General features: G+C 72.8%; 23 protein-coding genes. 9 read left to right on the forward strand and 14 right to left on the reverse strand.

Annotated features, from left to right (window positions below; genetic code table 11):
* Window positions 1-48 precede the first annotated feature (48 nt).
* From araD to AC0VYN_RS26190, 7 genes are all read right to left on the reverse strand, one after another.
* Complete coding sequence (gene araD, locus AC0VYN_RS26160) at window positions 49-1800, reverse strand: L-arabinonate dehydratase (protein ID WP_475532941.1); 1752 nt, start codon at window positions 1798-1800, stop codon at window positions 49-51.
* The gene (locus tag AC0VYN_RS26165; protein WP_475532942.1) at window positions 1797-2705 is read right to left on the reverse strand and encodes a dihydrodipicolinate synthase family protein; all 909 of its coding nucleotides are present in this window, start codon (window positions 2703-2705) and stop codon (window positions 1797-1799) included. The genes araD and AC0VYN_RS26165 overlap by 4 nt, the downstream gene beginning before the upstream one ends.
* Entirely contained in the window at window positions 2702-3370 is a 669-nt protein-coding gene (locus AC0VYN_RS26170) for a GntR family transcriptional regulator (protein ID WP_385472153.1), read from the reverse strand. The genes AC0VYN_RS26165 and AC0VYN_RS26170 overlap by 4 nt, the downstream gene beginning before the upstream one ends.
* A gap of 590 nt (window positions 3371-3960) precedes the next feature.
* Entirely contained in the window at window positions 3961-4653 is a 693-nt protein-coding gene (locus AC0VYN_RS26175) for a LamG-like jellyroll fold domain-containing protein (protein WP_475532943.1), read from the reverse strand.
* 299 nt (window positions 4654-4952) lie between these two features.
* Entirely contained in the window at window positions 4953-5576 is a 624-nt protein-coding gene (locus tag AC0VYN_RS26180; RefSeq protein WP_475532944.1) for a TIGR03086 family metal-binding protein, read from the reverse strand.
* Between the two features lie 219 nt (window positions 5577-5795).
* Window positions 5796-6965 carry a hypothetical protein gene (locus tag AC0VYN_RS26185; protein WP_475532945.1) on the reverse strand — a complete coding sequence of 390 codons (1170 nt, stop codon included), beginning with the start codon at window positions 6963-6965 and terminating at the stop codon, window positions 5796-5798.
* Complete coding sequence (locus AC0VYN_RS26190; protein WP_475532946.1) at window positions 6962-7927, reverse strand: 5-dehydro-4-deoxyglucarate dehydratase; 966 nt, start codon at window positions 7925-7927, stop codon at window positions 6962-6964. Before AC0VYN_RS26190 ends, AC0VYN_RS26185 begins: the two co-directional genes overlap by 4 nt.
* A 245-nt stretch (window positions 7928-8172) precedes the next feature.
* Between AC0VYN_RS26190 and AC0VYN_RS26195 the strand changes: the two genes are divergently transcribed.
* The 7 genes from AC0VYN_RS26195 to AC0VYN_RS26225 all read left to right on the forward strand — a co-directional run bounded on the left by AC0VYN_RS26195 (window position 8173) and on the right by AC0VYN_RS26225 (window position 15579).
* Window positions 8173-8982, forward strand: a complete 810-nt coding sequence (locus AC0VYN_RS26195; protein WP_475532947.1) for an NAD-dependent epimerase/dehydratase family protein — start codon at window positions 8173-8175, stop codon at window positions 8980-8982.
* Between the two features lie 273 nt (window positions 8983-9255).
* Window positions 9256-10026: a DeoR/GlpR family DNA-binding transcription regulator gene (locus AC0VYN_RS26200; RefSeq protein ID WP_386927308.1), complete on the forward strand. Its 771-nt coding sequence runs from the start codon at window positions 9256-9258 to the stop codon at window positions 10024-10026.
* A 78-nt stretch (window positions 10027-10104) separates the two neighbouring features.
* Window positions 10105-11475: an ABC transporter substrate-binding protein gene (locus AC0VYN_RS26205; RefSeq protein ID WP_475532948.1), complete on the forward strand. Its 1371-nt coding sequence runs from the start codon at window positions 10105-10107 to the stop codon at window positions 11473-11475.
* On the forward strand, window positions 11472-12416 hold the full coding sequence (locus AC0VYN_RS26210) for a carbohydrate ABC transporter permease (protein WP_385465189.1): 945 nt from the start codon (window positions 11472-11474) through the stop codon (window positions 12414-12416). Before AC0VYN_RS26205 ends, AC0VYN_RS26210 begins: the two co-directional genes overlap by 4 nt.
* On the forward strand, window positions 12413-13288 hold the full coding sequence (locus AC0VYN_RS26215) for a carbohydrate ABC transporter permease (RefSeq protein ID WP_475532949.1): 876 nt from the start codon (window positions 12413-12415) through the stop codon (window positions 13286-13288). The genes AC0VYN_RS26210 and AC0VYN_RS26215 overlap by 4 nt, the downstream gene beginning before the upstream one ends.
* Window positions 13285-14274, forward strand: a complete 990-nt coding sequence (locus AC0VYN_RS26220; protein WP_475532950.1) for a zinc-dependent alcohol dehydrogenase family protein — start codon at window positions 13285-13287, stop codon at window positions 14272-14274. The genes AC0VYN_RS26215 and AC0VYN_RS26220 overlap by 4 nt, the downstream gene beginning before the upstream one ends.
* A 111-nt stretch (window positions 14275-14385) precedes the next feature.
* Window positions 14386-15579 carry a TerD family protein gene (locus AC0VYN_RS26225; RefSeq protein ID WP_475536992.1) on the forward strand — a complete coding sequence of 398 codons (1194 nt, stop codon included), beginning with the start codon at window positions 14386-14388 and terminating at the stop codon, window positions 15577-15579.
* Between the two features lie 42 nt (window positions 15580-15621).
* Here AC0VYN_RS26225 and AC0VYN_RS26230 read toward each other — a convergent pair whose 3' ends face one another.
* The 4 genes from AC0VYN_RS26230 to AC0VYN_RS26245 all read right to left on the reverse strand — a co-directional run bounded on the left by AC0VYN_RS26230 (window position 15622) and on the right by AC0VYN_RS26245 (window position 20518).
* A complete protein-coding gene (locus tag AC0VYN_RS26230; protein ID WP_451690063.1) occupies window positions 15622-16185 on the reverse strand; it encodes a TetR/AcrR family transcriptional regulator in 564 nt (187 codons plus the stop codon).
* 36 nt (window positions 16186-16221) lie between these two features.
* Entirely contained in the window at window positions 16222-16983 is a 762-nt protein-coding gene (locus AC0VYN_RS26235; RefSeq protein WP_475536993.1) for an LAGLIDADG family homing endonuclease, read from the reverse strand.
* 325 nt (window positions 16984-17308) lie between these two features.
* Complete coding sequence (locus tag AC0VYN_RS26240; RefSeq protein WP_475532951.1) at window positions 17309-18769, reverse strand: alkaline phosphatase PhoX; 1461 nt, start codon at window positions 18767-18769, stop codon at window positions 17309-17311.
* Window positions 18770-19090: 321 nt separating this feature from the next.
* Complete coding sequence (locus tag AC0VYN_RS26245; protein ID WP_475532952.1) at window positions 19091-20518, reverse strand: hypothetical protein; 1428 nt, start codon at window positions 20516-20518, stop codon at window positions 19091-19093.
* Window positions 20519-20798: 280 nt separating this feature from the next.
* Here AC0VYN_RS26245 and AC0VYN_RS26250 point away from each other — a divergent pair, with 280 nt between their 5' ends.
* A complete protein-coding gene (locus AC0VYN_RS26250; RefSeq protein WP_475532953.1) occupies window positions 20799-22625 on the forward strand; it encodes an endonuclease/exonuclease/phosphatase family protein in 1827 nt (608 codons plus the stop codon).
* Between the two features lie 40 nt (window positions 22626-22665).
* Here AC0VYN_RS26250 and AC0VYN_RS26255 read toward each other — a convergent pair whose 3' ends face one another.
* The 3 genes from AC0VYN_RS26255 to AC0VYN_RS26265 all read right to left on the reverse strand — a co-directional run bounded on the left by AC0VYN_RS26255 (window position 22666) and on the right by AC0VYN_RS26265 (window position 24430).
* Entirely contained in the window at window positions 22666-23367 is a 702-nt protein-coding gene (locus AC0VYN_RS26255; RefSeq protein ID WP_475532954.1) for an antibiotic biosynthesis monooxygenase, read from the reverse strand.
* A gap of 173 nt (window positions 23368-23540) precedes the next feature.
* Complete coding sequence (locus AC0VYN_RS26260) at window positions 23541-24014, reverse strand: DUF3618 domain-containing protein (RefSeq protein ID WP_475532955.1); 474 nt, start codon at window positions 24012-24014, stop codon at window positions 23541-23543.
* Window positions 24011-24430 carry a phage holin family protein gene (locus AC0VYN_RS26265; RefSeq protein WP_475532956.1) on the reverse strand — a complete coding sequence of 140 codons (420 nt, stop codon included), beginning with the start codon at window positions 24428-24430 and terminating at the stop codon, window positions 24011-24013. The genes AC0VYN_RS26260 and AC0VYN_RS26265 overlap by 4 nt, the downstream gene beginning before the upstream one ends.
* A 146-nt stretch (window positions 24431-24576) precedes the next feature.
* On the opposite strand from AC0VYN_RS26265, the gene AC0VYN_RS26270 reads away from it, so the two are divergent.
* Window positions 24577-25359, forward strand: a complete 783-nt coding sequence (locus AC0VYN_RS26270; RefSeq protein WP_475532957.1) for a dihydrodipicolinate synthase family protein — start codon at window positions 24577-24579, stop codon at window positions 25357-25359.
* Window positions 25360-25420: the final 61 nt, after the last annotated feature.

Here is a 25420-nt window from a genome sequence, read left to right on the forward strand (position 1 = left end):
AGCGCTTTCTCCGGGTGCATGGGTGTGCGGTGTCCCGCTGCCGCGGGGTCAGCCGGCGTACGGGTCCTGCACCGTGCCGGGGCGGGCCAGGAACTCGAAGTCGCAGCCGGTGTCGGCCTGGGTGATCTGTTCGTTGTAGAGCGCGCCGTAGCCGCGTTCGTACCGGGCGGGCGGCGGTGTCCAGGCGGCCCTGCGGCGCTCCAGCTCCGCGTCGTCGACGTCGAGCCGGAGGGTGCGCGCCTCGACGTCGAGGGTGATCGTGTCGCCGGTGCGCACCAGCGCGAGCGGCCCGCCGACGTACGACTCGGGTGCCACGTGCAGGACGCAGGCGCCGTAGCTCGTGCCGCTCATCCGGGCGTCGGAGATCCGCACCATGTCGCGCACGCCCTGCTTCAGCAGGTGGTCGGGGATGGGCAGCATGCCGTACTCGGGCATGCCCGGCCCGCCCTTGGGGCCGGCGTTGCGCAGGACCAGCACGCTGTCGGCGGTGATGTCCAGGGAGGGGTCGTTGATGGTGCGCTGCATCGTCCGGTAGTCGTCGAAGACGACCGCGGGGCCGGTGTGCTTGAGCAGGTGCGGTTCGGCGGCGATGTGCTTGATGACGGCGCCGTCCGGGCAGAGGTTGCCGCGCAGGACGGCGACCCCGCCCTCGGGCGCGACCGGGTTGTCCCGGGGGCGGATGACGTCGTCGTGGTGGACCAGGGCGCCCGCGATCTGCTCGCGCATCGTGTCGTGCGAGACGGTGGGGCGGTCCAGGTGGAGCAGGTCGGGGATGCGGGACAGGAAGCCGGGCAGGCCGCCGGCGAAGTGGAAGTCCTCCATCAGGTACGTCCGTCCGCCGGGGCGGACGTTGGCCAGCACCGGGACGGTGCGGGCGATGCGGTCGAAGTCGTCGAGGGTGAGGGTGACCCCCGCGCGGCCCGCCATCGCGATCAGGTGGATCACGGCGTTGGTGGAGCCGCCGAGGCCGAGCACGGTGGTGACGGCGTCCTCGAAGGCGTCCGCGGTGAGGATGTCGCTCAGCTTCCGGTCCCGGTGGACGAGTTCGACGATGCGCAGCCCGGCCGCGGCGGCCATCCGGTCGTGCCCGGAGTCGACGGCCGGGATGCTGGAGGCGCCCGGGACCGTGACGCCGAGGGCCTCGGCGGCGGCGGTCAGCGTGGAGGCGGTGCCCATCGTCATGCAGTGGCCGGGCGAGCGGGCCAGGCCGCTCTCCAGCTCCTGCATCTCGCAGTCGCCGATGAGGCCGGCCCGCTTGTCGTCCCAGTACTTCCACATGTCGGTGCCGGAGCCCAGGGTCTCGCCGCGCCAGTGCCCGGGGAGCATGGGCCCGGCGGGCACGAACACCGCCGGCAGGTCCACGGAGGCGGCGCCCATGAGCAGGGCGGGCGTGGACTTGTCGCAGCCGCCCATCAGCACGGCGCCGTCGACCGGGTAGGAGCGCAGCAGCTCCTCGGTCTCCATGGCGAGCAGGTTGCGGTAGAGCATCGGGGTGGGCTTCTGGAAGGTCTCGCTGAGCGTGGAGACCGGGAACTCCAGCGGGAAGCCGCCCGCCTGCCACACGCCCCGCTTCACGGCCTGGGCGCGGTCGCGGAGGTGGACGTGGCAGGGGTTGATGTCGGACCAGGTGTTGAGGATCGCGATGACCGGCTTGCCGAGGTGCTCCTCGGGCAGGTAGCCGAGCTGGCGGGTGCGGGCGCGGTGGCTGAAGGAGCGCAGGCCCGACGAGACGCCGCTGCCGTACCACTGGTGGCTCCTGAGCTCCTCCGGGCGCTTCGCCGGCGTGTTCTCCCGGCTCATATCGCCCACCCCGCGGCGATGGCGGCGACCTCGGCGCGCTCGCTCTCGGGCAGCGGCCTGCTCGGCGGGCGGACCTCGCGGCGGCACAGCCCGAGGGAGGCGAGGGCCTCCTTGACGACGGTGACGTTGTTGGCGGAGCCGTTGGCGGCGCGCAGTTCCTCGAAGCGGCGGATCTGCTCCCAGACCTTCATGGCGGCCCGGTAGTCACCGGATCGAAGTGCTTCGATCATGTTCAGCGAGACCGCCGGGGCGACGTTCACCAGGCCCGAGGTGAAGCCGGTGGCGCCCGCGGAGAAGTAGGAGGGCGCGTACGGCTCGGCGAGCCCCGCCACCCACACGAAGCGTTCGAGGCCGGCGTCGCGGGCGAAGGCGGCGAACCGGGCCGCGTCCGGGACGGCGTACTTGACGCCGAGCACGTTGGGGCAGTGGTCGGCGAGTTCGGCGAGACGCGCCCCGGGGAGCTGGGGGTTGCGCAGGTAGGGCACGACGCCCAGTTCGGGCACGGCCTCGGCGATCGCGCGGTGGTAGTCGACCCAGCCGGCCTGGGAGACGTAGGGGTGGACGGGCTGGTGGACCATCACCATCTGGGCACCCAGCTCGCGGGCGTGCCGCGCGGAGGCCACCGCGGTCGGCACGTCGTGGCCGACGCCGACCAGGATGGCGGCTCCGTCCCCGGCCTCCTCGACGGTCAGCTCGGTGACGAGGCGGCGCTCGGCCGGGGAGAGGGCGTAGAACTCACCGGTGTTGCCGTTGGGCGTGAGGGTCGTGATGCCGGCGTCGAGGAGACGACGCAGCAGGGCCCGGTAGGTGGCCGGGTCGACGGAGCCGTCCTCGGCGAACGGGGTCACCGGGATCGCCACCACGTCGGCCAGGGCCGCCCGCTGGGTCTCGAACGTCGTTGTCATGCCTGACCGACCTCTTCCTGGGCCTCGGAACCCGCGTGCGGGAAGGCCCGTTCGACGAACGACGCGATATGGGCGTGGAGGGCGCCCGCGGCGCCGTCCGCGTCGCCCGCGAGGGCGAGGCGCAGGATCTCCTGGTGCTCGCACGCCTCCCGTTCCCAGGAGGGATCGGCTGCCCAGGCGACGGCCGAGACGAGGGCCGCCTGGTCGCGCACCTCGTCGAGCATCCGGCCGAGCAGCGGGTTGCCGCACGGCACGTACAGGGCGCGGTGGAACTCGCGGTTGGCGAGCGACCGTTCGGCCGTGTCCGTGGCCTGGTCGGCCCGGGACAGCGCGTCGCGGGCGGCGTCCAGGGAGGCGCCCCGGCGGACGGCTCGCCTGAGGGCCTCGGGCTCCAGGAGCAGCCGCACGTCGTAGACCTCGCGCGCCATGTCCGCGTCCACCATGCGCACGGTGACGCCCTTGTACTGGCTCATCACGACCAGTCCGGTGCCGGCCAGGGTCTTGAGCGCCTCGCGCACCGGTGTCTTGGACACCCCGAACTGTGCGGCGAGGTCGGTCTCGACCAGGGCCTGACCGGGCGTCAGGCGTCCGGTGAGGATGCGGCGTTTGATCTCCTCCAGCACGTACTGCGTGCGGGAGGGGATCGGCGTGGGCACAGAGGTCATGCGCGCCTCTCGGATCTCACATATCGCGTCTCATATATGACGTACGGAGTACGACGCGTTGAAGGTAGGAGGGGCGCTGGGCCGCGTCAATGCTTCTGACAAAGAAAGTTCGGAGGGCACGCGAAGACCGGTGCCGGGCTCGCACGCACGGCGGCGCGGCTCCGGCGGGGGTGCGCGCGCTCCCGGCGCGACGACGAGTGGGCACCGGGCGGCGGCCCGGCGGGGTGTTCCCCGCACCCCCTGAGCCCTCGGGGTCGGCTGTTCGCCTTCGCGATGCGTAAACCGGAGGAAGGGGTCGCCTCACCTGCGCAACCGGCCCGCAGCGTGGCGTTCGGCGCCCGGATCAGCCGCGAGCGGGTACGGGCCGGGTCGTCGCCCCGCAGGGCGAGGATGGTGTGCCTCCGCAACCATGCGAACGCGCCGGGAACCGGGAAGCGCTCCCGGGAACAGCGGGCGGCAGGCACGGCGACCGGAGTCGCCGCGCCTGCCGCCGGCGCCCAGGTTCCGGCGGGCCCGGTCCGGCCACCGGCTCCGTACGCGTCCTCAGCGGCCCGGGGCGCGAGCCGCCGAGGACGACGGACCGAACGGCGTCAGCCGCACAGGCAGGGCTCGGTCTCGTGCCCCAGGGCCATGACGTCCCGGTCGCGCAGCGCGCCGGCGTACGGCTGGAGCTCGTCGACGTCGCCCTTCAGGTACTCCCAGCCCTCGGCCGTGCCGGCGCGCCCCACCTGGAGGGGACCGGTGCTCGCCCAACCGTGGGGGAGGTGGACGGTGGCCCCGTCGTTGGTGTAGCCGTCGGCGTACAGCTTGACCGTGTCGGTGCCGTCGTCGTAGACGACGACGGCCAGCCGCGTGCCGAAGTCATCGGCGCCGGACGGCCTCGTGATCTGCGACACGACCCTTTCGGGCGCACCCGCCTCGTCCCGCTCCGGCATGACCAGCTGCCAGGCGAACGCCGACGGGGCGTAGCGCAGCCGGAACGCGTCGGTGTGCTCACCGGCCTGCGAGAGGACCGTCATCGGCCGGGTGGCGTCCGCGTCGTCGATCCTGGCGACGACGGCGAGGGTGAAACTGTCACCGGTGTCCACCAGCGGGCCGCCGAGCGCCGCGTGGCCGCTTCGGCCGTCCAGCGTCAGGTGCCCTTCACCGACCAGCGGGTACGGCTTCCAGACGCAGCCGGGGTCGAGGTCGGGGATGCAGGAGTTGTCAGGGGCTTGGTAGATCGACGCGCCCGTTCCGAGCCGCAGCGGCGAACCGCCGCCCGACGTAGGCCGGTGTGTCACCCGTCGCGCAGTCCTTGTACTCCGCCTGCAGCTCCCGGACCACGGGCGACAGATTCCCCTGTTGTGCCGCGTGCGCGGTGCCCGGCGCGCAAGCGCCGCCAGGCAGCTGCCCAGCAGCGGCCCCCGTCCGCCGGATCGTCCGGCTCTTCCTGACATCGATGGCTCTCCTCCCCTTGGTGCCCGATCTTCGAGCGGCAGGAGGCCAGCAGTGACCACCGACAACAGTGATCAGCTTTTTCGAGGCCGGGTGCGCCGGTCGTCGGGGCTCGTGAGCATGCTCGCGGTCGTGCCGCGCTCCCCTACCGCGCGGGACGCGAGGGGCGGGTCCAACCGGGGTCGCGGCCGCTGAGGCCCACCGCGCGGTCCAGGAGCGGGGCGTCGGCCGGGACGGGGACGACGGGGCCGAAGATGCCGTCGCCCCGGTCGGACTCCTCGGCGGCGGCGGACAGGAGGCCGTGCGAGACCTGGAGCGCGGCCGGGTCGGGCGTGTACTCCTGGCCGGTGGCGCGGGCCAGGTCCCAGGCGTGGATCACCAGCTCGTCGGCCGCCACGGCACCGGCGACCGCGCCGGGCAGGTCGATGCCGCCGGCCCGGGTCATGCCGGTCCAGGCCTCCGGGTCCCGCCAGGCGTCGGCGAGTGCGTCGAGCACCTTGGGCAGCTCCTCGCGCCAGCCGGGGCCGATGTCCGGCACGCTCGCGTCGGGAGCGGTGTCGGTGCGGGCGCCCAGGTCCTTGCGGGCCGCGTCGAGGAAGGCGGCGGCCAGGCCGGTCAGGTGGCCGAGCAGGTTGCGCACGGCCAGGTCCGGGCACGGCGTCGGGTCGCCGAGGCTCGCGTCGCTCACGCCCTCGGCGAGGCGCGCCACGATCCGCGTCTGCGGCCCGAGGTCGAGCGTGGGGGTGGGGGCGGTGGTGTCCTGGGTCATCAGTTGCTCCTCGGTGACGCGTGGCAGGCTCTCTCAGGAGGTGGACCGGTCGCGGCCGCGGAACTCATCGGTCACGCGACCGGCCACCCGCCGGACGCCGAGCGCACCGCCTCCGCGTCACCGTCCGACCCGGCACGGCCCACCCCGCCCGTCACGACCGGGGCCCCCGCAGGCACCGTCCCGCTCACGCGCCGCCAGTGCCGTGCGCACCGCCCCCGCTCACCTCGCCGCCAGCGCCGAGCGCACCGCCTCCAGGTCCGCGTCCGATGCCAGCCCCGCGTGGTAGAGCCGCAGTTCCGTGGCGCCCAGGTCGCGGGCGTGGGCAGCGTCCGCGGCGAGGGTGCCCGGGCTGCCGCCCATGCCGGAGACCACCGTGAGGTTGGCGGCCAGGACGGCCCCGGCACGGGCCTGCCCGGCGAAGGGCGTCAGCAGGCCCGCCCCGCCCGTGCAGGGCACGACGACGCCGTCCGCGACGGACAGGACGTGCGCGGGGTCGACGCCGGCGTTGGCGCCGCAGTGGTAGGACACCGGGTCGGCGTGCAGCAGTACCTGGAAGCCGTCGGGCGCGGCGGCCCGGACGGCCGCGACCGCCGCCTCCTGGAGCGTGCGGGCGGTCTCGTCCCGCCACGCGCGCGTGGCGTTCGCCGGCGTCTCGCCGAGCAGTTTCTCCACGCCCGCCCAGCCCCCGTCCGACGGCGCCGCGCCCCGCCACACCGGCTCCAGCGCGGCCCGTACGTCCGCTGCCAGTTCCTCGGGGTCGAGTCCCCGTGCGCCGTATCCCGCGAGGCAGTCCGGGCAGAAGCAGAGCGACATCAGGTACTGCCCGGCGTCGCCGAGGCCGACCCCGCCGGTCTTGTCGTGGGCGTGCAGGTGCGCCAGTCCGTACCAGCCGAGGGACTCCAGTTCGGTGCCGCGCGCCCCCGGCCGCACCGCCGCCTCGGCGGCCAGGCCGGTGAGGTACGCGCGCGTGGCGGGCTGCGCGATGCAGGGCGCCCAGGGGTAGCGGTCGCCGTAGGCGTTGACGACGGAGGTGTGCGGCTGCTCGGCGCCGAGGCGGGAGTTGTGGGCGAGCACGACCCAGGTGTGCACCTCGAGGCCCGCGTCCGCGAGGGCGGCGGCGGCCTCGCCCCAGGCGTCGCCGGGGGCCCAGTCGCCGGCCGGGTACGGGCGCGGCTCGCGGCCCTCCCAGCGGGCGGGGTCCGGCGGGTAGAGGACGGCGGCGTACTCGGCGGTGACGACGCGGTGGCGCGGGTGCCGCGGGGTGAGGGCGCGGGTGGAGTGGTAGGCGGCGGCGAGCGTCACCTGTTCCACGCCGATGCCCGCGACGAACCCGGCCGCGCCGGGGTCGCCGTTGACGTCCCAGGGGTAGACGAACGCCGACGTCCTCACTTGCCCTCCCCCTCGCCCTCGTCCCCGTCGGCGAGCAGCGCGTGTCCCCGCTCGATGAGCCGGGCGAGCTGCTTCACGTGGTCCTCGCCCGGCTCGTGCAGCGGCGCCCGCACCTCCCCCACGTCCAGTCCGCGCAGCCGTACGCCCGCCTTGACCAGGGCGACCGCGTACCCGCGGCCCTGGGCGCGCAGTTCGACGAACGGCCGGTAGAAGCCGTCCAGCAGGCGGTGCGCGGTGGCGTCGTCGCCCGAGCGGAGCGCCCGGTGGAAGGCGAGGGCGATCTCGGGGGCGAAGCAGAACACGGCGGACGAGTAGAGCGTGATGCCGAGGGCGCGGTACGCGAGCTGGGTCTGCTCGGCGGTCGGCAGCCCGTTGAAGTACAGGAAGTCGCCGCCGGGGACCTCGGTGCGCACGGCGCTGACGATCCGCTGCATCAGGTCGAGGTCGCCGAGCCCGTCCTTGAGGCCGATGACGCCGTCCGTGCGGGCCAGTTCGACGACGCTCTCCGGGGTGAACACGGCGTTGTCCCGCTGGTAGACGACCACGGGCAGGGAAGTCGCGGCCGCCACCTCCCGGTAGTGCCGCAGCAGCCCCTCCTGGCCGGCGACGACGAGGTACGGCGGCATGGCGAGCAGCCCGTCGGCCCCCGCCTCCTCGGCGAGGCGGGCGTAGCGCACGGCGAGGGCGGTGCCGTAGCCCGCGCCGGCGACGACGGGCACCCGCCCGGCGGTCTCCTCCACGGCCGCCCGCACGCAGGCCTGGAACTCCTCGGGGGTGAGCGCGTGGAACTCCCCGGTGCCGCAGCAGGCGAACACGGCGGCGGCCCCGGCCTCGACGCCGCGGCGCACGTGTGCCCGGTAGACGTCGAGGTCGACCTCGCCGCCCGGGCCGTACGCCGTGACGGGGAAGAACAGCGGCCCGCTGGGGGCAGTGAGCCGGACGGCGAGAGGGGCTGAGGTCACGGGCGCTCCCCATTCCATATGTATGATCCGCGTCTATATTTCTGAACGCCTCCACGCTAAGCCGCCGCCGGGAGGGCGGTCAAGCGCGTCAACTCCCGACACACCAGCGGATTCTTCACTTCCGCACCGGTCCGCCCGGATACTTGACGGGCCGCGCCTCCCCTCCTTAGCGTGTCCACGCATATGAACGCCGTGCGTGCATGCGTACGGCGGCCGATTCGTGGAGACCCCAGGAGACCCCGAGGATGCCCGCTCCCCGCACCGTTCTGCTCACCGGCGCCGCCGGCGGCCTCGGCACCCTGATGCGGGACCTGCTCCCCGGCTACGGCTACGAGCTGCGCCTGCTCGACCTGCGCCCCGTCGAGGGCGAGCCGGACGCGATCGTCGCCGACCTGGCCGACAGGGACGCCGTGCGCGAGGCGGTCCGGGGCGTCGACGCGATCATCCACCTCGCCGGCATCTCCCTGGAAGCCTCCTTCGACAAGATCCTCAAGGCGAACATCGAGGGCACCTACCACCTCTACGAGGCCGCCCGCGAGGAGGGCGTCGGACGCATCGTGTTCGCCTCCTCCAACCACGCCGTCGGCTACACCCCGCGCCCGCAGGGCGACGACCCCCTCATCCCGGTCGACACCCCGCGCCGCCCGGACACCTTCTACGGCCTGTCCAAGTGCTTCGGCGAGGACCTCGCCCAGCTCTACTGGGACAAGCACGGCCTGGAGACCGTCTCCGTCCGCATCGGCTCCTGCTTCCCCGAGCCGACCAGCGTGCGCATGCTCTCGGTGTGGATGAGCCCCGCCGACGGCGCCCGGCTCCTGCACGCGGCCCTCACCGCGGAGAACGTCGGCCACACGGTCGTCCACGGCTCCTCCGCCAACACCCGGCTGTGGTGGGACCTCACCTCCGCGCGGGCGCTCGGCTACGAACCGCGGGACGACTCCGAGCCGTACGCCGCCAAGCTCATCGCCGAACAGGGCGACCTCGACCCGGACGACCCGGCGCACGCGCGCCTCGGCGGCCACTTCGTGACCGACCCTCCGATCTGGCCGTACTGACCGGGACACGACCCCACGACGGGCGGGCGGGCACCGAACGGGCCCGCCCGCCCCCCTATGCGGGCATCCGCCCTGCCCGTTCCCACCCCGCACCCCGCCGCCTCCCAGGTCCGCGGCGGGCACCCGGTGGCCGAAGCGGGCGCAACCGGGCAGCATCGGGCCCGCAACAGGCCTGGTCAGTGCCGCGGAGCCGCTGTAGAACTTCACCCAGGGTCCGCACCGGGCCCGAACGGGCAGGGTCACGGCGACGAGGCGGTGAGGCGGGTGTTCGGCATGGGCACGAGGACGGCGGAGGAACGGCAGCGCGAGATCGTGCGGACCGCCCGCGCCACCGGCTCGGTCGACGTCACCGCGCTCGCGGCCGAGCTGGGCGTGGCCAAGGAGACCGTACGGCGCGACCTGCGCGCCCTGGAGGACCACGGCCTGGTGCGCCGCACCCACGGCGGGGCCTACCCCGTGGAGAGCGCCGGCTTCGAGACCACACTCGCCTTCCGCGCCACCAGCCACGTCCCCGAGAAGCGCAGGATCGCCTCCGCCGCCGCCGAACTGCTCGGCGACGCCGAGACGGTCTTCGTCGACGAGGGCTTCACCCCGCAGCTCATCGCCGAGGCCCTCCCCCGGGACCGGCCGCTGACCGTGGTCACCGCCTCCCTGCCGGTCGCGGGCGCCCTCGCCGGGGCCGGCGACACCTCCGTACTGCTGCTCGGCGGCCGGGTCCGGCCGGGCACGCTCGCCACCGTCGACCACTGGACGACGAAGATGCTCGCCGGGTTCGTCATCGACCTGGCCTACATCGGCGCCAACGGCATCTCCCGCGAGCACGGCCTGACCACCCCCGACCCCGCGGTCAGCGAGGTCAAGGCCCAGGCCGTCCGCGCCGCCCGCCGCACCGTGTTCGCCGGGACGCACACCAAGTTCGGCGCCGTCAGCTTCTGCCGCTTCGCGGAGATCGGCGCGCTGGAGGCCGTCGTCACCAGCACCCTGCTGCCCGCGGCCGAGGCCCACCGCTACTCGCTGCTCGGGCCGCAGGTCATCCGCGTCTGACGGTCCGTCCCACCTCCCCACCGGGCACCCCCACGCCCGCCACTGCCCCATACCTCCCCATATGTTCAGGAGCGATCCATGCGAACCCAGAGCCGACGGAGGCCGCGAGCCCTGCTCGCCACGGCCGCCGCAGGGACGCTGCTCGCCCCGCTGCTCTCCGGCTGCTGGGTCGGGGCGGGCGGAGCGGGGTCGGGCGGCGACGCCATCAACGTCCTGATGGTCAACAACCCGCAGATGACCGAGCTGCAGAAGCTCACCGCCGACCACTTCACGAAGGAGACCGGCATCAAGGTGAACTTCACCGTCCTGCCGGAGAACGACGTCCGCGACAAGATCAGCCAGGACTTCGCCAACCAGGCCGGCCAGTACGACGTCGCCACCCTCTCCAACTACGAGATACCGATCTACGCCCGCAACGAGTGGCTCCACGAGATGGACCCCTACGTCGCGAAGGACCCCGCGTACGACGAGAAGGACATCCTCGGGCCGATGCGCGAGTCCCTCACCGGCGACGACGGCAAGCTCTACGGCCAGCCCTTCTACGGCGAGTCGTCCTTCCTCATGTACCGCAAGGACCTCTTCGCCGCCAAGGGCCTCACGATGCCCGCCCACCCCACCTGGACCCAGGTGGCGGAGTTCGCCGCCGAACTGGACGGGGCCGAGCCCGGGATGAAGGGCATCTGCCTGCGCGGACTGCCCGGCTGGGGCGAGCTGATGGCGCCGCTGACGACGGTCGTCAACACCTTCGGCGGCACCTGGTTCGACAAGGACTGGCAGGCCCGCCTCGACTCGCCCGAGTGGGAGAAGGCGACGAAGTTCTACGTCGACCTCGTCCGCGAGCACGGCGAGTCCGGCGCCGCCCAGTCCGGCTTCGCCGAGTGCCTGAACAACCTGACCCAGGGCAAGGTCGCCATGTGGTACGACGCCACGTCGGCGGCGGGCTCCCTGGAGTCGGCCAAGTCCCCGGTCAAGGGAAAGATCGGCTACGCGCCGGCCCCCGTCGAGCGGACCGAGTCCTCCGGCTGGCTCTACACCTGGGCCTGGGGCATCCAGAAGGCGTCCCGCAACGCCGAAAAGGCCTGGAAGTTCGTCTCCTGGGCCTCGGGCAAGGACTACGAGCAGCTGGTCGGCGACAAGGTCGGCTGGTCCGACGTCCCGGCCGGAAAGCGCGCCTCGACGTACGAGAACCCCGCCTACCGCGCCGAGGCCGCCGCCTTCCAGGAGATGACCCGGGAGGCCATCGAGGGCGCCAGGCCGGGCGACCCCGGCGTGCAGCCGCGCCCCGCGCCCGGCATCCAGTTCGTCGGCATCCCCGAGTTCACCGACCTCGGCACCAAGGTCTCCCAGGAGATCAGCGCGGCCATCGCCGGCCGTCAGTCCGTCGAGGAGGCCCTGAAGAAGTCCCAGCAGCTCGCCGAGAAGATCTCCGAGGAGTACGAGGGACGATGACCGCCACGACCCCGGCCCCCGCGGCCGCACCCGACCACGTCCGCCCCACCGTCCGCCCGCCGTCCTCCCGGCTGCGGGCCTGGGCCACCCGGGCCCCTCTCCTCCCCGCCCTGATCTTCATGATCGCGGTCACCCAGCTGCCCTTCGTGGCCACGCTGGTGATCTCCCTGTTCGACTGGAACGCCCTCTACCCCGACGCCCGCCACTTCACCGGCCTCGCCAACTACGGCGACGTCCTCTCCGACCCCGACCTGCGCAAGTCGGTGTGGACGACGATCCTGCTGACGGCGGCCGTGGTGCTGGCCAGCCTGGTCCTCGGCCTCGGCCTCGCCCTGCTCCTCGACCGCCGCTTCAAGGGCCGGGGCGTGGTCCGCACCCTGCTGATCGCCCCCTTCCTGGTCGTCCCGGTGGCGGCGGCCCTGCTGTGGAAGCACGTCCTGTACAACCCGGAGTACGGCCTGCTCAACGGCCTGCTGCACTACGTCGGAGGCCCGCAGCCGGACTGGATCTCGGACACCCCGCTGCTCGCCGTCGAGGCGTCACTGGTGTGGCAGTGGACGCCGTTCATGATGCTGATCCTGCTGGCGGGACTCCAGAGCCGGGACCAGCAGCAGATCGAGGCCGCCCGGGTGGACGGCGCGAGCGACTGGCAGATCTTCGTCCACCTCACGCTCCCCCACCTGCGCCGCTACCTCGAACTGGGCGCCCTGCTCGGCTCCATCTACATCGTCCAGAACTTCGACGCGGTCTTCACCCTCACGTCCGGCGGCCTGGGCACGGCCAACCTGCCCTACACCGTCTACCAGAGCTTCTACCAGGCCCACGAGAACGGGCTCGCCTCGGCCGCGGGCGTCCTGGTGGTCATCGGCTCGATCGTCATCGCCACCTTCGCGCTGCGCGTGGTGTCGTCCCTGTTCCGCGAGGAGGTCGGCCGCGCATGACCGCCACCGCCGTACGCCCCGTCGTCACCGACGCCGAGCCCGTCCGTACCCGCCGCAGGGCAGGTGCGGGCCTGGGCCTGGCGGCCTGGCTGGCCGGCATCGTGTTCTTCCTGCCCATCGCCTGGATGGCGCTGACCTCGTTCCACTCGGAGTCGGACGCTGCCACCAACCCGCCGTCCTTCGCCGCCTCGCTCACCCTGGACGGCTACCGGGAGTTCTTCGGTGCCGACGGCGGCGCGAGTCCGTGGCCGTCGCTGGTCAACTCCGCGGTGGCATCGGTCGCCTCGACGCTGTTCGTCCTGGTGCTGGCCCTGCCGGCCGCCTACGCGCTCTCCATCCGCCCGGTGAAGAAGTGGACGGACGTCCTGTTCTTCTTCCTGTCCACCAAGATGCTGCCGGTGGTGGCGGGCCTGCTGCCGATCTACCTGTTCGCCAAGAACACGGACATGCTGGACAACATCTGGCTGCTGGTCGTCCTCTACACGTCCATGAACCTGCCGATCGCGGTCTGGATGATGCAGTCGTTCCTGGCCGAGGTCCCGGTGGCGATCATCGAGGCGGCCCGGGTGGACGGCGCGAGGCTGCCGACGATCCTGGCCCGGGTGGTCGCCCCGATCGCCCTCCCCGGTATCGCCGCGACCTCCCTGATCTGCTTCATCTTCAGCTGGAACGAACTGCTCTTCGCCCGGGTGCTGACGGGCGTGGTCGCCGAGACCGCCCCCGTCTTCCTGACCGGCTTCATCACCAGCCAGGGCCTTTTCCTGGCCAAGGTGTGCGCCGCGTCGCTCGTCATCTCCCTGCCGGTGCTCGCCGCGGGGTTCGCCGCCCAGGACAAACTCGTCCAGGGCCTGTCGTTGGGAGCCGTGAAATGAAGGCCGCCGTCATCGAGTCCGTGGGCCGTGCCGTCGTCGGCGAGGTCCCCGACCCGACGCCAGGGCCGCGCGAGGTCGTCGTCGAGGTCGCGGCCTGCGGCCTGTGCGGCACCGACCTGCACATCCTCCAGGGCGAGTTCGCGCCCAAGCTGCCCATCGTGCCGGGTCACGAGTTCGCCGGCACGGTGGTCGGCGTCGGCACCGCGGTCACCGAGGTGTCGGCCGGCGACCGGGTCGCCGTCGACCCGTCCCTCTACTGCTACGAGTGCCGCTACTGCCGCACCGGCCACAACAACCTCTGCGAACGCTGGGCGGCCATCGGCGTCACGACGGCGGGCGGCGCGGCGCAGTACGCGGTGGCACCGGTGGCGAACTGCGTGAAGCTCCCCGAGCACGTCCGCACCCAGGACGCCGCCCTGATCGAGCCCCTGTCCTGCGCGGTCCGCGGCTACGACGTCCTCCAGTCCCGCCTCGGCGCCCACGTCCTGATCTACGGCTCGGGCACGATGGGCCTGATGATGCTGGAGCTGGCCAAGCGGACCGGCGCGGCGAGCGTGGACGTGGTGGACCTCAACCCGGCCCGCCTGGAGACGGCCCGCGGCCTGGGCGTCTCCGCGTCGGCCGCGACCCCGGACGAGCTGGACCGCCCCCAGGGCTGGGACCTGGTCGTCGACGCGACGGGCAACGCGGCGGCGATCCAGGACGGCCTGGGACGGGTCGCGAAGGCGGGCACGTTCCTCCAGTTCGGCGTGGCCGACTACGCGACGCGGGTGGAGATCGACCCGTACCGCATCTACAACCAGGAGATCACCATCACCGGCTCGATGGCGGTCCTGCACAGCTACGAGCGCGCGGCCGAACTGTTCGCGAACGGTGTCCTGGACCCGGACGTCTTCATCAGCGACCGCATCCCCCTCGAGCGCTACCCGGAGGCGCTCGAGCAGTTCGCGGCGGGCGTGGGCCGCAAGATCGTGGTGGTGCCGTAGCGCCCGGCGGTGCTCCGGGGGCGCCGGCCCCCGGAGCACCGCCCGCCCCCCGATCGGCCCCGGGTAAGGGAACGGTAAAACGCCCTCGCTCGTTCACCCGGCATGACAGCTATGACCCCCGGCTCGAACATCCCCCTCTCCGCCGCCCGCGTGACGGTGGACGTCGCCGCGCCCGTGCGGCTCGACGTATCGGGCCTGCTGCTCACCGCCGACGGCAAGGTGCGCTCAGACGACGACTTCATCTTCTACAACCAGCCCACCGGCCCGGGCGTGACCTACCGCTCCGGCGGCGGCACCGCCCCGGACGCGATCACGGTCGACACCACCGCCGTCCCGCCCGGCATCGAGAAGATCGTCGTCACCGCAAGCCCGGACGCCGCCGGACAGACCTTCCAGGGCATCGAACCGACCGCCACCGTCCGCAACGCGGACGACAACTCCGTCCTCGCCACCTTCACGCCCCCGCAGCTCGGCAGCGAGACGGCGCTCGTCATCGTGGAGGTCTACCTGCGCAACGGCGCCTGGAAGGCCCGCGCCGTCGGCCAGGGGTACGCGAACGGCCTCGCGGGCATCGCCACCGACTTCGGCGTCACGGTGGAGGAGCCGGCGGCGCCCGCCCAGCCGGCCGCGCCGCAGGCGGTCACCCCGCCGCCGGCCCCGCCCGCCGCCGCGCCGACGATGCCCGCCGCTCCGCCGGCCGCGCCGCCCGCGCCCGCCCCCGGCACCGGGAAGATCAACCTGGACAAGGGCCGGGTCAGCCTCCAGAAGAACCAGACCGTCTCCCTGATGAAGGGCGGCCGCCCGCTGCTGTCCCAGGTCACGATGGGCCTCGGCTGGGAGCCGGCCTACCGCGGCAAGGACATCGACCTGGACGCCTCGGTCATCGCCTACGGCCCGCAGCGCAACCACGTCGACAGCTGCTACTTCGGCAAGCTCCAGATCGTGGGCGGCGCCATCCGCCACTCCGGCGACAATCTCACCGGCGAGGGCGGCGGGGACGACGAGACGATCACCGTCGACCTCGGCCGGCTCCCCATGGACGTCACCGGACTGGTCTTCACCGTCAACTCCTTCTCCGGCCAGAAGTTCACGGAGGTCGCCAAGGCCTACTGCCGCCTCCTGGACACCACCACCGGCGAGGAACTGGTCCGCTTCGACCTCACCGGCGCGGAGCCGCAGACCGGCGTGATGATGGCGAAGCTGATCCGCCAGTTCTCCGGCGAGTGGGAGATGACCGCCATGGGCGACTTCGTGAAGTCCCGCACGGTGCGAGGCATGGTGAAGCCGGCGAGCCAGGCGCTGTAGGGGGCCGGGCCCAGGGCCGCCCCCGGGTCCCCCGGCGCGGCCCTACGCCCGCAGGCCGTCCACCACCAGCGACAGATACCGCCGTACGGAGGTCCCGTCCTCCGCACCGGCCATCTCGGACGCCGTCACCACCCCGTGCACGAGCCGCAGCACCTCGACCGGTTCGACGTCCCGACGCAGCGCGCCCTCGTCCTGCGCCGCCCGGACCAGCCGCGTCGCCGCGCCCCGCACGCAGTCGCCGCACACCGCGCCCATCGCGGCGCCGGTGACGGCCGTGCCCAGCAGTGCCTTCAGTCCGCGCACCTGGAGCATTCCGGCGGCGAGTTCGCCGAGCCACGCGACGAGCGCCTCGCCCGCCGGCCGTCCGGCCGCGATCGTGTCGGCGCGGGCGGCGATCGCCTCGATGCGCTCCAGGTAGGCGGCCTCCAGCAGCGCCCGGCGCGTCGGGAAGTGCCGGTACAGGGTGCCGACGCCGACGCCCGCGCGCTTGGCGATGTCGTCCAGCGAGGCGCCCTCACCACGTTCGGCGAAGGCCTCCGCCGCCACCGCGAGCAGCCGCTCGCGATTGCGCCGGGCATCCGCACGCATGGGCCTGACCTGCGTCATCCCCGTCTCCTGCCCGGCGGTATTCTTCCGTCCAGCCTATCTGAGGTACCCACGGCCGCCGTTGCCGACCGTCGCGCGTTGTACTCGGAGAACGCGTTTCCTGCCTGCCGGTTCGACGTTCGCGACTCTGTCCAAGGCGACGCTCTCGTCGTATCCGTGCATGTCACTTCGAGCAGGCTCGACATGACCAACCGCCTGCGCGATACCCCCGAGCCTGGTCGCCTTGTACCCGATACGAAGATGCAGAAGGTTCGCAAGACGCACCACCGCCGTGGCGCGAGAAGCGTCAACGATGTGGATCGGAAGCCGTCCCTTGATGCGGTAGCCGTTGACCCAGTGTGCGGTCTCGGAGCGCCTTTCGATCACGCGGTGCCTACTGGTGACGCCCAGCCGCAGAAGGGCATCGGCTACCTGCCTCGCCAGTACTGATGAGACGGTGGCGTACTCGACCGAGCCGTGCACCGTGCCCTTGGGATTGCGCCTTTCGCGCACGTGGCCGTCCGTGTCGATCAGCCCGGAGACGCACCCGATCCAGAAGTCACGACTGAACAGCTCGTCAGGCAGGTGCTTCTCCGCACAGCTTTGACCCCATACGCCGAAACGCCTGAGGCATTGAGTCATAGGATTGCGCCGTCCTGAAAGGTACGGGAATCTCAAACGCACGATGCTCCCCGTGGGCATCTCACGCACACCGCACCCGTACTCCGCAGCCAGGCCACGCATGAACGACACCGCACCGTCCGCGGGGTCACCATGGAATTCGGGGGTACAGGACGTCATTCCACCATCACCGAGCATGGCGCCCACGAAGTAGCCCTCGTCCGAGTTTCCCTGGCTCCCGAAACGACCGGCCGTCAACGCGATCGGGATCCGGTCGCCAGGCACAAGGGTGTCTGAGCGCTTCCATTCCCATGCCTGGCGACCGCGTCGGCGTTGCGTCACCCATTCCTGGCCGGGAGCCGTTCGCACGACACGGCCGCGACGGAGTGCCCCTGTCGCCACACCCGTTCCATCGCCCTCCCCTTGCCGATCAACCGTGCACACGACACGGGAACGTTATTTCGACAAGGGGAACTGTCGTGACCCGACTCGAATGGACCACTCGTCCGAGGGATGAAAGGTATTACTGGCGCTTCTGGTGCTTCTGCCGCTTCCACGGCCCGGTGATGGCGAGCATGATGCCGGGGGTCTGGATGTTGGCGTACAGGGTGCGGCCGTCGGGCGAGAAGGTGACGCCGGTGAACTCGCTGTACTCGGGCTCCTCCTCGGACCCGATGTTCAGCTCGTTGCGGGCGATGGGATAGGTGCGGCCGCTGTCGGTGGCGCCGAACAGGTGCTGGACGCCGTCGCCGTCCTCGGCGATGACGAGGCCGCCGTACGGCGAGACGGTGATGTTGTCGGGGCCGTCGAAGGCGCCGTACGCGGAGGAGTCGGGGTTGACGCCGAGGAGGACCTTCAGGGTGAGGGTGCGGCGCTTGGGGTCGTAGAACCAGACCTGGCCGTCGTGCGGCCGGCCGGGGCTCTCGTCGCGGGCGAAGGAGGAGACGACGTAGGCGCCGCCGTCGGCCCACCACATGCCCTCCAGCTTGCGGGCGCGGGTGACCTGGCCGGTGGTGAACTGCTTGCGCACGGAGGTGGTCCTCGCGTCACGGTCGGGGACCTCGACCCAGTCGACGCCGTAGACGGTGCCGGTCTTCGTGGCACGGGAGAGGTCGTCGACGAACTTGCCGCCGGAGTCGAAGCACTTGAACGCCTCGAGGACACCGGCGTCGTCGGCGAGGGTGCGCAGCCGGCCCCGGCCGTGCCGGAAGCCCTGCGGCGGGGTCCAGCGGTAGAACAGGCCGTTGGGGCCGGAGGCGTCCTCGGTGAGGTAGAGGTGGCCGCGCTTGGGGTCGACGACGACGGCCTCGTGGGCGTAGCGGCCGAGGGCCTTGACCGGCTTGGGGTCGCGGTTGGCGCGCCGGTCCTCGGGGTCGACCTCGAAGACGTAGCCGTGGTCCTTGGTCATGCCGTTCCTGCCGGCCTTGTCCTCGGTCTCCTCGCAGGTCAACCAGGTGCCCCACGGGGTGCTGCCACCGGCGCAGTTGGTGGCGGTACCGGCGATGCCGACCCACTCGGCGACGTGGCCGCCGCGGCGGACCTCGACGACCGTGCAGCCGCCGGCGGCGGCGGGGTCGTAGACCAGGCCCTCGGTGAGCGGCACGGGGTGGGGCCAGCCGTCGCGGTGGCCGCCGAGTTCGTGGTTGTTGACGAGGAGGGTGGTGCCGCGCGGGCCCTCGAAGGTGGCGGTGCCGTCGTGGTTGGAGGGGGTGTACTCGCCCGTCTCCAGCTTGGTCCGGCCGCAGTAGGTGACGATCTCGTACCGGAAGCCGGCGGGCAGGGCGAGGATGCCGTCCGGGTCGGGGACCAGCGGTCCGTAGCCGACTCCGCCGTGGCCGTGGCCGTGCGCGTCCCCGGCGCTCTCGGTGTCGGTGGACGCGAGGGCCTGCGGGGCGGTGGCGAGGGCGCCGACGCTGCCCGCCAGTACGACTCCGGCTCCGGTGAGAGCGGATCGACTGGCGAAGTCCCTGCGGGTGAGCGACATGGTGTCTCCTGTGACGATGAGCGTGCCGTGGAGGGTGGCGGACCTCGGTTCGGCGTCACGTTGTCGCCCACGTCTGAACAGCAGTTGAACTGAGCGAGGCCGCACCCTGCCCACTTGCGTGAATCCGCACGGGGCGTACGGAGCGAGCCCTCGCGACCGCGGGCACCCGTGCCGCCCGGGGCGGCACGGGCGGGCGGTGGGGGTCCCCCGCTCGAGCGAAGCCGAGAGTGGGGGAGGCACCCCGCGGGCGCCGGGCCGCGTCACCCGCCCGCCGGTCCGCCGGACCAGGGGCTCCGGGACACCCCGGTCACCCACGCACGCTCAGCCCCCGTGCTGCGACCTCGCCTTGAACGCCGCCTTCCGCGCCTCCTTGGCCACCTTCTTGTCGGGGTGCAGCCGCCCCATCGCCTCCAGGACGTCCGCCGTGGCCGGGTGCCCGACCCGCCAGGCCGTGTCGAAGAACCCGCTGTGCTGCCTGGCCAGGCCCTCCACGAGGGCCTGCAGTTCCTCGGAGTTGCCCTCGGCGGCGAGCTGCGCGGCCACGGTGTCGATGGTCAGCCAGAAGACCATCTCCTGCGGCGGTGCGGGCACGTCCCGCGCCCCGTGCTCGGTCAGCCAGACCCGGGCCAGTCCGCCGAGTTCCGCGTCGTCGAGGACCTCGCGCAGCGCGGGCTCGGCGCCGGCGCCGACCAGGGAAAGCGCCTGCTGGCAGCGCAGCCGGCGCAGGGGCGCGCCGGCGTCCGAGCCGCGGGCGGCGGCCAGCAGTTCGCGCGCCGCGGCAAGCGGTTCGCGGTGGGCCAGCCACAGCTCGGTCTCGGCGTGGGCCGACACGGGCGGGAAGGACGCCGTGCCGTCCAGCAGCGCGTCGGCGCCCTTGTCGGCGAGGTCGCCGACGGCCGGCGCCTCGAAACCGGCCTCCAGCAGCCGGGTGCGCAGTGCGTACAGTCCGAGCGGGGTGAGCCCGACCATGCCGTAGCGGGCGACGTCGGTCTCGTCGACGGGCGCCGCCGGCTCCTCGTCCGCGTCGGCCATCAGCGCCTCGTCCACCGGGCGGTACGTGACGAGACCGACGGGCTCCAGCAGCCGGAACTGGTCGTCCAGCCGCATCATCGCGTCGGAAACCTGCTCCAGCATGTCGTTGGTGGGCTCGCCCGTGTCGCTGGGCACGATCACGGACGCGGCCAGCGCGGGCAGCGGCACCGGGGAGCCGTCGGGCCCGTCCTCGCCGACGGTGAGCAGGTACAGGTTGCCCAGCACGCCGTCGAGGAACTCCGCCTCGGCCTCCGGGTCCCAGCCGAGGGACGACAGGTCGACCTCGCCGCCCTCGGCCATCGCGTCGACCAGGTCGTCCAGGTCGGGCACGCTCGCGTCGGCGAGCACGGTCTCCAGGGCGGTGAGCCACACGCCCAGCACGTCCTGCGGGGAGCCGCCGGTGAGCAGGGCGAGGTCCTCGCCCGTCGTGACGGTGCCCTCCTCCTCGTCGGTGATCTCCACCAGCCCGGTGTCCACCGCGATCCGCCACGCCTCGCTCGCGTACGCCGCGGCGTCGTCCCCGGTCAGCCCGAGCACCTCGGCCGCCGCGGGCAGCTGTTCCTCGACGAGCCCGCCGCCGGCGTCGACCCGGGTGTCCGGCCCTGCCCAGCGGGCGAGCCGGGCGGCCCGGGAGAGCACCGGCGTCGACAGCGCGTCGCGGGCCAGCTCCGCTTCGGGACGCAGCCGTGCGGGCGGCAGGGTGGAGCTGTCTGACATCGGCTGTTTCTCCTCGCGCGCCTCGACCGCCGTACGGCCATCCTCACCGCCGTACGGCTCAGCCGCTCAGCCTAGACGGGTTTCCACCCATGCCGCCCGGTTCATCTCCCCGTCGGGTGCCGTACATGGCCGAAACCTTGACAACCGGCCCGGGCAGGCAGGAGATTGACGCGCGTAGAAAACGGGGGGACAAGTGTTCACTCAGGGCCTCGTACGGCCCCGTGGCCCCTCGCGTCCCACCCTCGTCCCGGCGCTCCGTCACGTCCCCGGAGGGATCCCGTTGGCCAGCAAGTCCTCCGCGCGCCTCGCCGCGCTCACCGTCGCCGCCGTCTGCTCGGCGGCGTCCACCGTCGTCCTCACCTCGCCCGCGCACGCCGAGTCGGTGCGCATCCACGACATCCAGGGCACGACCCGGCTGTCGCCGTACGCCGGCCGGCAGGTCGCGGACGTGACCGGAATCGTCACCGGCGTCCGGGGCTACGGCTCGTCCAAGGGCTTCTGGATGCAGGACCCGGACCCGGACGCGGATCCGGCCACCAGCGAGGGCGTCTTCGTCTTCACGAGCTCCACGCCGAAGGTCGCCGTCGGTGACGCGGTCACCGTCTCCGGCACGGTCTCGGAGTACGTCCCGGGCGGCGCCTCGTCCGGCAACCAGTCGCTGACCGAGATCACCCGGACGACGTTCACGGTCCTCTCCGGCGGCAACCCGGTGCCGGCCGCGACGACCGTCTCCGCCCGGTCCGTGCCGCGCGCCTACGCCCCCGCCGGCGACCCGGCCGCGAACGGCTCGGTCGACGCCCTGCCGCTGCGCCCGGCGGAGTACGCCCTGGACTACTACGAGTCCCTCGAGGGCATGAACGTCCGGGTCGCCGACGCCCGCGTGGTCGGCGCCTCCGACCCGTACACCGAGCTGTGGGTCACGGTGAAGCCGTGGGAGAACGCCAACCGCCGCGGCGGCACGGTCTACGGCTCATACGCCTCCCAGAACACCGGCCGGCTCCAGATCCAGTCCCTGGGCAAGCCGGCCGACTTCCCCGCCGCGACCGTGGGCGACACGCTCGCCGGCACGACCGCGGGCCCCCTGGACTACAACCAGTTCGGCGGCTACACGCTGGTCGCGAGCGAGATCGGCGCCCTGGAGGGCGGCGGCACCGAGCGCGAGTCGACGCGTGCGCAGAGCGGCCACGAGCTGGCGGTGGCGACGTACAACGTCGAGAACCTCGACCCGTCCGACGACACCTTCGCCGCGCACGCCGACGCGATCGTGCACCGCCTGAAGTCGCCCGACATCGTGTCCCTGGAGGAGATCCAGGACAACAACGGCGCCGAGGACGACGGCACCGTGGCCGCCGACGTGACGGTCGGCAGGCTGATCGACGCGATCGTCGCGGCGGGCGGCCCGCGCTACGAGTGGCGGGGCGTCGACCCGGTCGACAAGGCGGACGGCGGCGAGCCCGGCGGCAACATCCGCCAGGCGTTCCTGTTCAACCCGCGGCGGGTCTCCTTCACCGACCGCGAGGCCGGTGACGCGGCCACCGCGACCGGGGTGGCGAAGGTGCGCGGCAAGGCGGTGCTCACGCACTCCCCCGGCCGTGTCGACCCGGCGAACCCGGCCTGGGAGAACAGCCGCAAGCCGCTGGCCGGCGAGTTCGTCTTCCGCGGCCGGACGGTCTTCGTCATCGCCAACCACTTCAACTCCAAGGGCGGCGACCAGGGCCTGACCGCGCGGTACCAGCCGCCGGCGCGCAGCTCGGAGACCCAGCGCCACCTCCAGGCGAAGGCCGTGAACACCTTCGTCAAGGAGATCCTCTCCGCCCAGAAGAACGCGGACGTCATCGCCCTCGGTGACATCAACGACGTCGAGTTCTCCGGGACGGCGAAGATACTGGAGGACGGCGGCGCGTTGTGGTCGGCGGTCAAGTCGCTGCCGCCGAGCGAGCGTTACTCGTACGTCTACCAGGGCAACAGCCAGGTCCTCGACCAGATACTGGTCAGCCCGTCGATCCGGCGCGGCGGGCACCTGTCCTACGACAGCGTGCACGTCAACGCCGAGTTCCCCGACCAGATCAGCGACCACGACCCGCAGGTGCTGCGGTTCCGTCCGTAGCCGGCGTCCTGGCATCCCGGGTTCGCGCGCGGGGGCGGGTTCAGGGCACCAGGCCGAGGGCGTGGTCGTAGCGGTCGACCGTGCTGCCCTTCAGGCCCGGCCAGTTCTGCACCCGCTCCCACTGGGGTGTCGCCGAACCGACGCCGTCGCCGGGGGCGGCGAGGGCGTCGATGTGGGCCCGGGCGCTCTCCCACTCGGCGTAGTTGAGGACCCGGGTGCCGTCGGTGCTGAGGTGGAAGTGGGCGGAGATGCCGCCGGGGGCGGGCTTCGGCTCGCTGTCCAGGGCCTCGAAGACCGCGTCCACCCAGGCACGTTGCCGCTCGGGGTCGGGCCCTTCGAACTCGATGTCGACGACGACGATGCAGCCCGGGACGGGCGCCGTCCCGCCGGCCCGGGTGCCACTGCGGTAGCGCCGGTACCGGCCGAGCCGCAGGCGTTCGATGCCCGGCACGGCGGTGTCGATCTCGTCGACGCGCTCCTGCCGGTGCGTCTTGACGAAGGCCTCGTACGCCTGCTCGCTCGCCCACTGCGAGTGATGCAGCAGCGTGCTGCCGTCGTGGCCGGTGTAGACGTGGTAGCCCAGCAGGCCGTCGGCGGGCCAGGGGCGGCGCTCCCAGGTGCGGGCGATGGCGTCGACGGTCTCCCGCTGCCGCTCGGGGGTGCCGACACGCCAGGTACTGAAGAAGGGGGCCCGCACGTCGGGGCGTTCGAGTTCGGGGTGGGCGTCGGTACGGCGGGTCATGCCGGCCTCCACGGGTCGGTGGTCGTCGGGTGCACGCACCACCCTCCGACCTCGACCATGGTCGAGGTCAAGTGCGGGATGCCGCCGCCGCACAACGACGACGAGGGGCCCGTCGCCGGAACCCCTCGTCGCGCCGCCTCCGGATCCTGCGGTGCCCGGTCGGCCGTGCCGGGTCAGCAGTGCCCGTGCCGCCGGCGCCGCAGCACACCCGCCGCGACCGCCGCGCCGGCCGCAGTTCCGGCGACGAGCAGCGGACGCGGATGCCGCATACCGGCCCGGACCACGCCGCGCACCCGCTCGGGCACCCGTTGCCGGGCCTCGTAGCGGGCGGTGTCCCCGGCGCTGCCCGCCTTGTCGTGCACGGTGTGACCGGCGCGGCTCGCCCTGTCGTGCGCGGTGTGACCGGCCTGCGCGGCCGAGCTGCGCAGCTGCACGGTCAGGGCTCCCGCCTTGTCCCTGAGGTCGGCGGCCCGGGCCTTGGCGCGGCCCTTCACGTCCGCCTTCCCCGCCAGCTCCTCGACGGTGTCGCCGAGCTGGCTGCGGGTCAGTTCGATCTGCCGTCGCAGCTCGTCGGGCCCCTTGGCACCGCCGGTCGGCTGCGCGGTGGAGCCGGTCCTCGCGCCGTCTCCGCTCGTCGCGTCGGTCATCGATGCGCCCTTTCCCTGATCTCGTCCACGTCGGCCTTCACGCTGCCGATGGTCTGCTCGGGCGTGGGGGGTGTGGCACGGCGGAGCTGGGCACGGCCGAGCATGGCCAGGACGCCCGCGATCACGAAGAGCACCGCCGTCACGATGAGCGCCGCGGCCCAGACCGGCAGCACCAGCGAGAGTGCGGCGGTGGCCGTCCCGGCCAGGGCGAACAGGCCCACGTAGGCGATGGCGCCCGCGGCACCGAGCATTCCGCCGCCGCGTCCGACGCGCTTGCCCTTCGCGGCGAGCTCCTCCTTGGCAAGGGCCACTTCCTGGCGCACGAGCCGGGAGAGCTGTTCGGTGGCCTGACCGACGAGTTCGCCCACGGAGTGGTGCTCGTCGTGCACTGGCCTGGTGTGCAAGGTCCCGGTCACGGTATTCGCCTCCTCTCGGTTCGGAGGCTTCCGGGTACCCCCGGCGGACGGGCACTACCCCGAGGCTCAAACGATCAGCATTTCTTACCGATACCGCGTAGAAAATTTAAGTAGAACTGCACCGTTCGGGGGCCGAGACTACCCGCATGACGACAGAGACGACGGCGGAGACCCACCCGCCGCCCGCAGCCCCTGCCCGCCCCTTCGGCCGCGTCCTGTGCGCCATGGTCACGCCCTTCACCGAGGCGGGCGCGCTCGACCTCGACGGCGCGCAGCGGCTCGCGGACCGGCTGGTGTCCCGGGGCTGCGACGGCCTGGTGCTGTCCGGCACGACGGGCGAGTCGCCGACCACCACGGACGCGGAGAAGGCGGCGCTGGTCACGGCGGTGCGCGAGGCGGTCGGGGACCGGGCGGCGCTGGTCGCCGGGGTGGGCACCGCCGACACCCGGCACACGGTGGAGCTGGCGCGGGCCGCCGAGAAGGCCGGCGCGGACGGCCTGCGCGTCGTGGCCGTCAAGGACTGCTCCTACGACCTGCTCGGCACCCAGAAGGTGCTCTCCCGCACCGGCCTGGCGTACTACGCGGGCTGCGACGAGCAGGTCCTCGCCCTGTACGCGATCGGCGCCGCCGGCTGCGTCAGCACCGTCGCGAACGTCGCGCCGGAAGCGTTCCGGAACGTTCTGGACGCCTTCGACGCGGGCGACGTCCGGGAGGCGGCCCGGCTCCAGCGGCGGACGATCGCCCTCACCGAACTGATGACGGCCTCGGACCTGCCCGGCACGGTCACCGCCAAGGCCCTCCTGAACGCGCTGGGCCTGCCCGCGGGCCCGGTCCGCACACCGCTGCGCCCCGCGGACGCCGGGACGACCGCCCGGCTGCTGGCGGCCCACGGCGACCTGACCGCCGACGCCGCGCCGCTCCCGGCGTGACCGCCCGGTCCCGCGAACGGACGAGTGCCCTCCCGGACGGGCCCGCGGGGGGGGCGTCCGG

This window comes from Streptomyces sp. 63XJN7_1_ISO-PGPR-S23-121 (genome assembly GCF_056173025.1).

Bases quoted from the DNA above. Each gene is read 5' to 3' on its own strand.
- AC0VYN_RS26180 (WP_475532944.1), bottom strand. From the start codon at position 5,576: ATGACCCAGGACACCACCGCCCCCACCCCCACGCTCGACCTCGGGCCG.
- AC0VYN_RS26220 (WP_475532950.1), top strand. From the start codon at position 13,285: ATGAAGGCCGCCGTCATCGAGTCCGTGGGCCGTGCCGTCGTCGGCGAG.
- AC0VYN_RS26235 (WP_475536993.1), bottom strand. From the start codon at position 16,983: ATGCTCGGTGATGGTGGAATGACGTCCTGTACCCCCGAATTCCATGGT.
- AC0VYN_RS26225 (WP_475536992.1), top strand. From the start codon at position 14,386: ATGACCCCCGGCTCGAACATCCCCCTCTCCGCCGCCCGCGTGACGGTG.
- AC0VYN_RS26245 (WP_475532952.1), bottom strand. From the start codon at position 20,518: ATGTCAGACAGCTCCACCCTGCCGCCCGCACGGCTGCGTCCCGAAGCG.
- AC0VYN_RS26215 (WP_475532949.1), top strand. From the start codon at position 12,413: ATGACCGCCACCGCCGTACGCCCCGTCGTCACCGACGCCGAGCCCGTC.
- AC0VYN_RS26200 (WP_386927308.1), top strand. From the start codon at position 9,256: ATGGGCACGAGGACGGCGGAGGAACGGCAGCGCGAGATCGTGCGGACC.
- AC0VYN_RS26205 (WP_475532948.1), top strand. From the start codon at position 10,105: ATGCGAACCCAGAGCCGACGGAGGCCGCGAGCCCTGCTCGCCACGGCC.
- AC0VYN_RS26195 (WP_475532947.1), top strand. From the start codon at position 8,173: ATGCCCGCTCCCCGCACCGTTCTGCTCACCGGCGCCGCCGGCGGCCTC.
- AC0VYN_RS26170 (WP_385472153.1), bottom strand. From the start codon at position 3,370: ATGACCTCTGTGCCCACGCCGATCCCCTCCCGCACGCAGTACGTGCTG.
- AC0VYN_RS26165 (WP_475532942.1), bottom strand. From the start codon at position 2,705: ATGACAACGACGTTCGAGACCCAGCGGGCGGCCCTGGCCGACGTGGTG.
- AC0VYN_RS26255 (WP_475532954.1), bottom strand. From the start codon at position 23,367: ATGACCCGCCGTACCGACGCCCACCCCGAACTCGAACGCCCCGACGTG.
- AC0VYN_RS26260 (WP_475532955.1), bottom strand. From the start codon at position 24,014: ATGACCGACGCGACGAGCGGAGACGGCGCGAGGACCGGCTCCACCGCG.
- AC0VYN_RS26240 (WP_475532951.1), bottom strand. From the start codon at position 18,769: ATGTCGCTCACCCGCAGGGACTTCGCCAGTCGATCCGCTCTCACCGGA.
- AC0VYN_RS26230 (WP_451690063.1), bottom strand. From the start codon at position 16,185: ATGACGCAGGTCAGGCCCATGCGTGCGGATGCCCGGCGCAATCGCGAG.
- araD (WP_475532941.1), bottom strand. From the start codon at position 1,800: ATGAGCCGGGAGAACACGCCGGCGAAGCGCCCGGAGGAGCTCAGGAGC.
- AC0VYN_RS26270 (WP_475532957.1), top strand. From the start codon at position 24,577: ATGACGACAGAGACGACGGCGGAGACCCACCCGCCGCCCGCAGCCCCT.
- AC0VYN_RS26210 (WP_385465189.1), top strand. From the start codon at position 11,472: ATGACCGCCACGACCCCGGCCCCCGCGGCCGCACCCGACCACGTCCGC.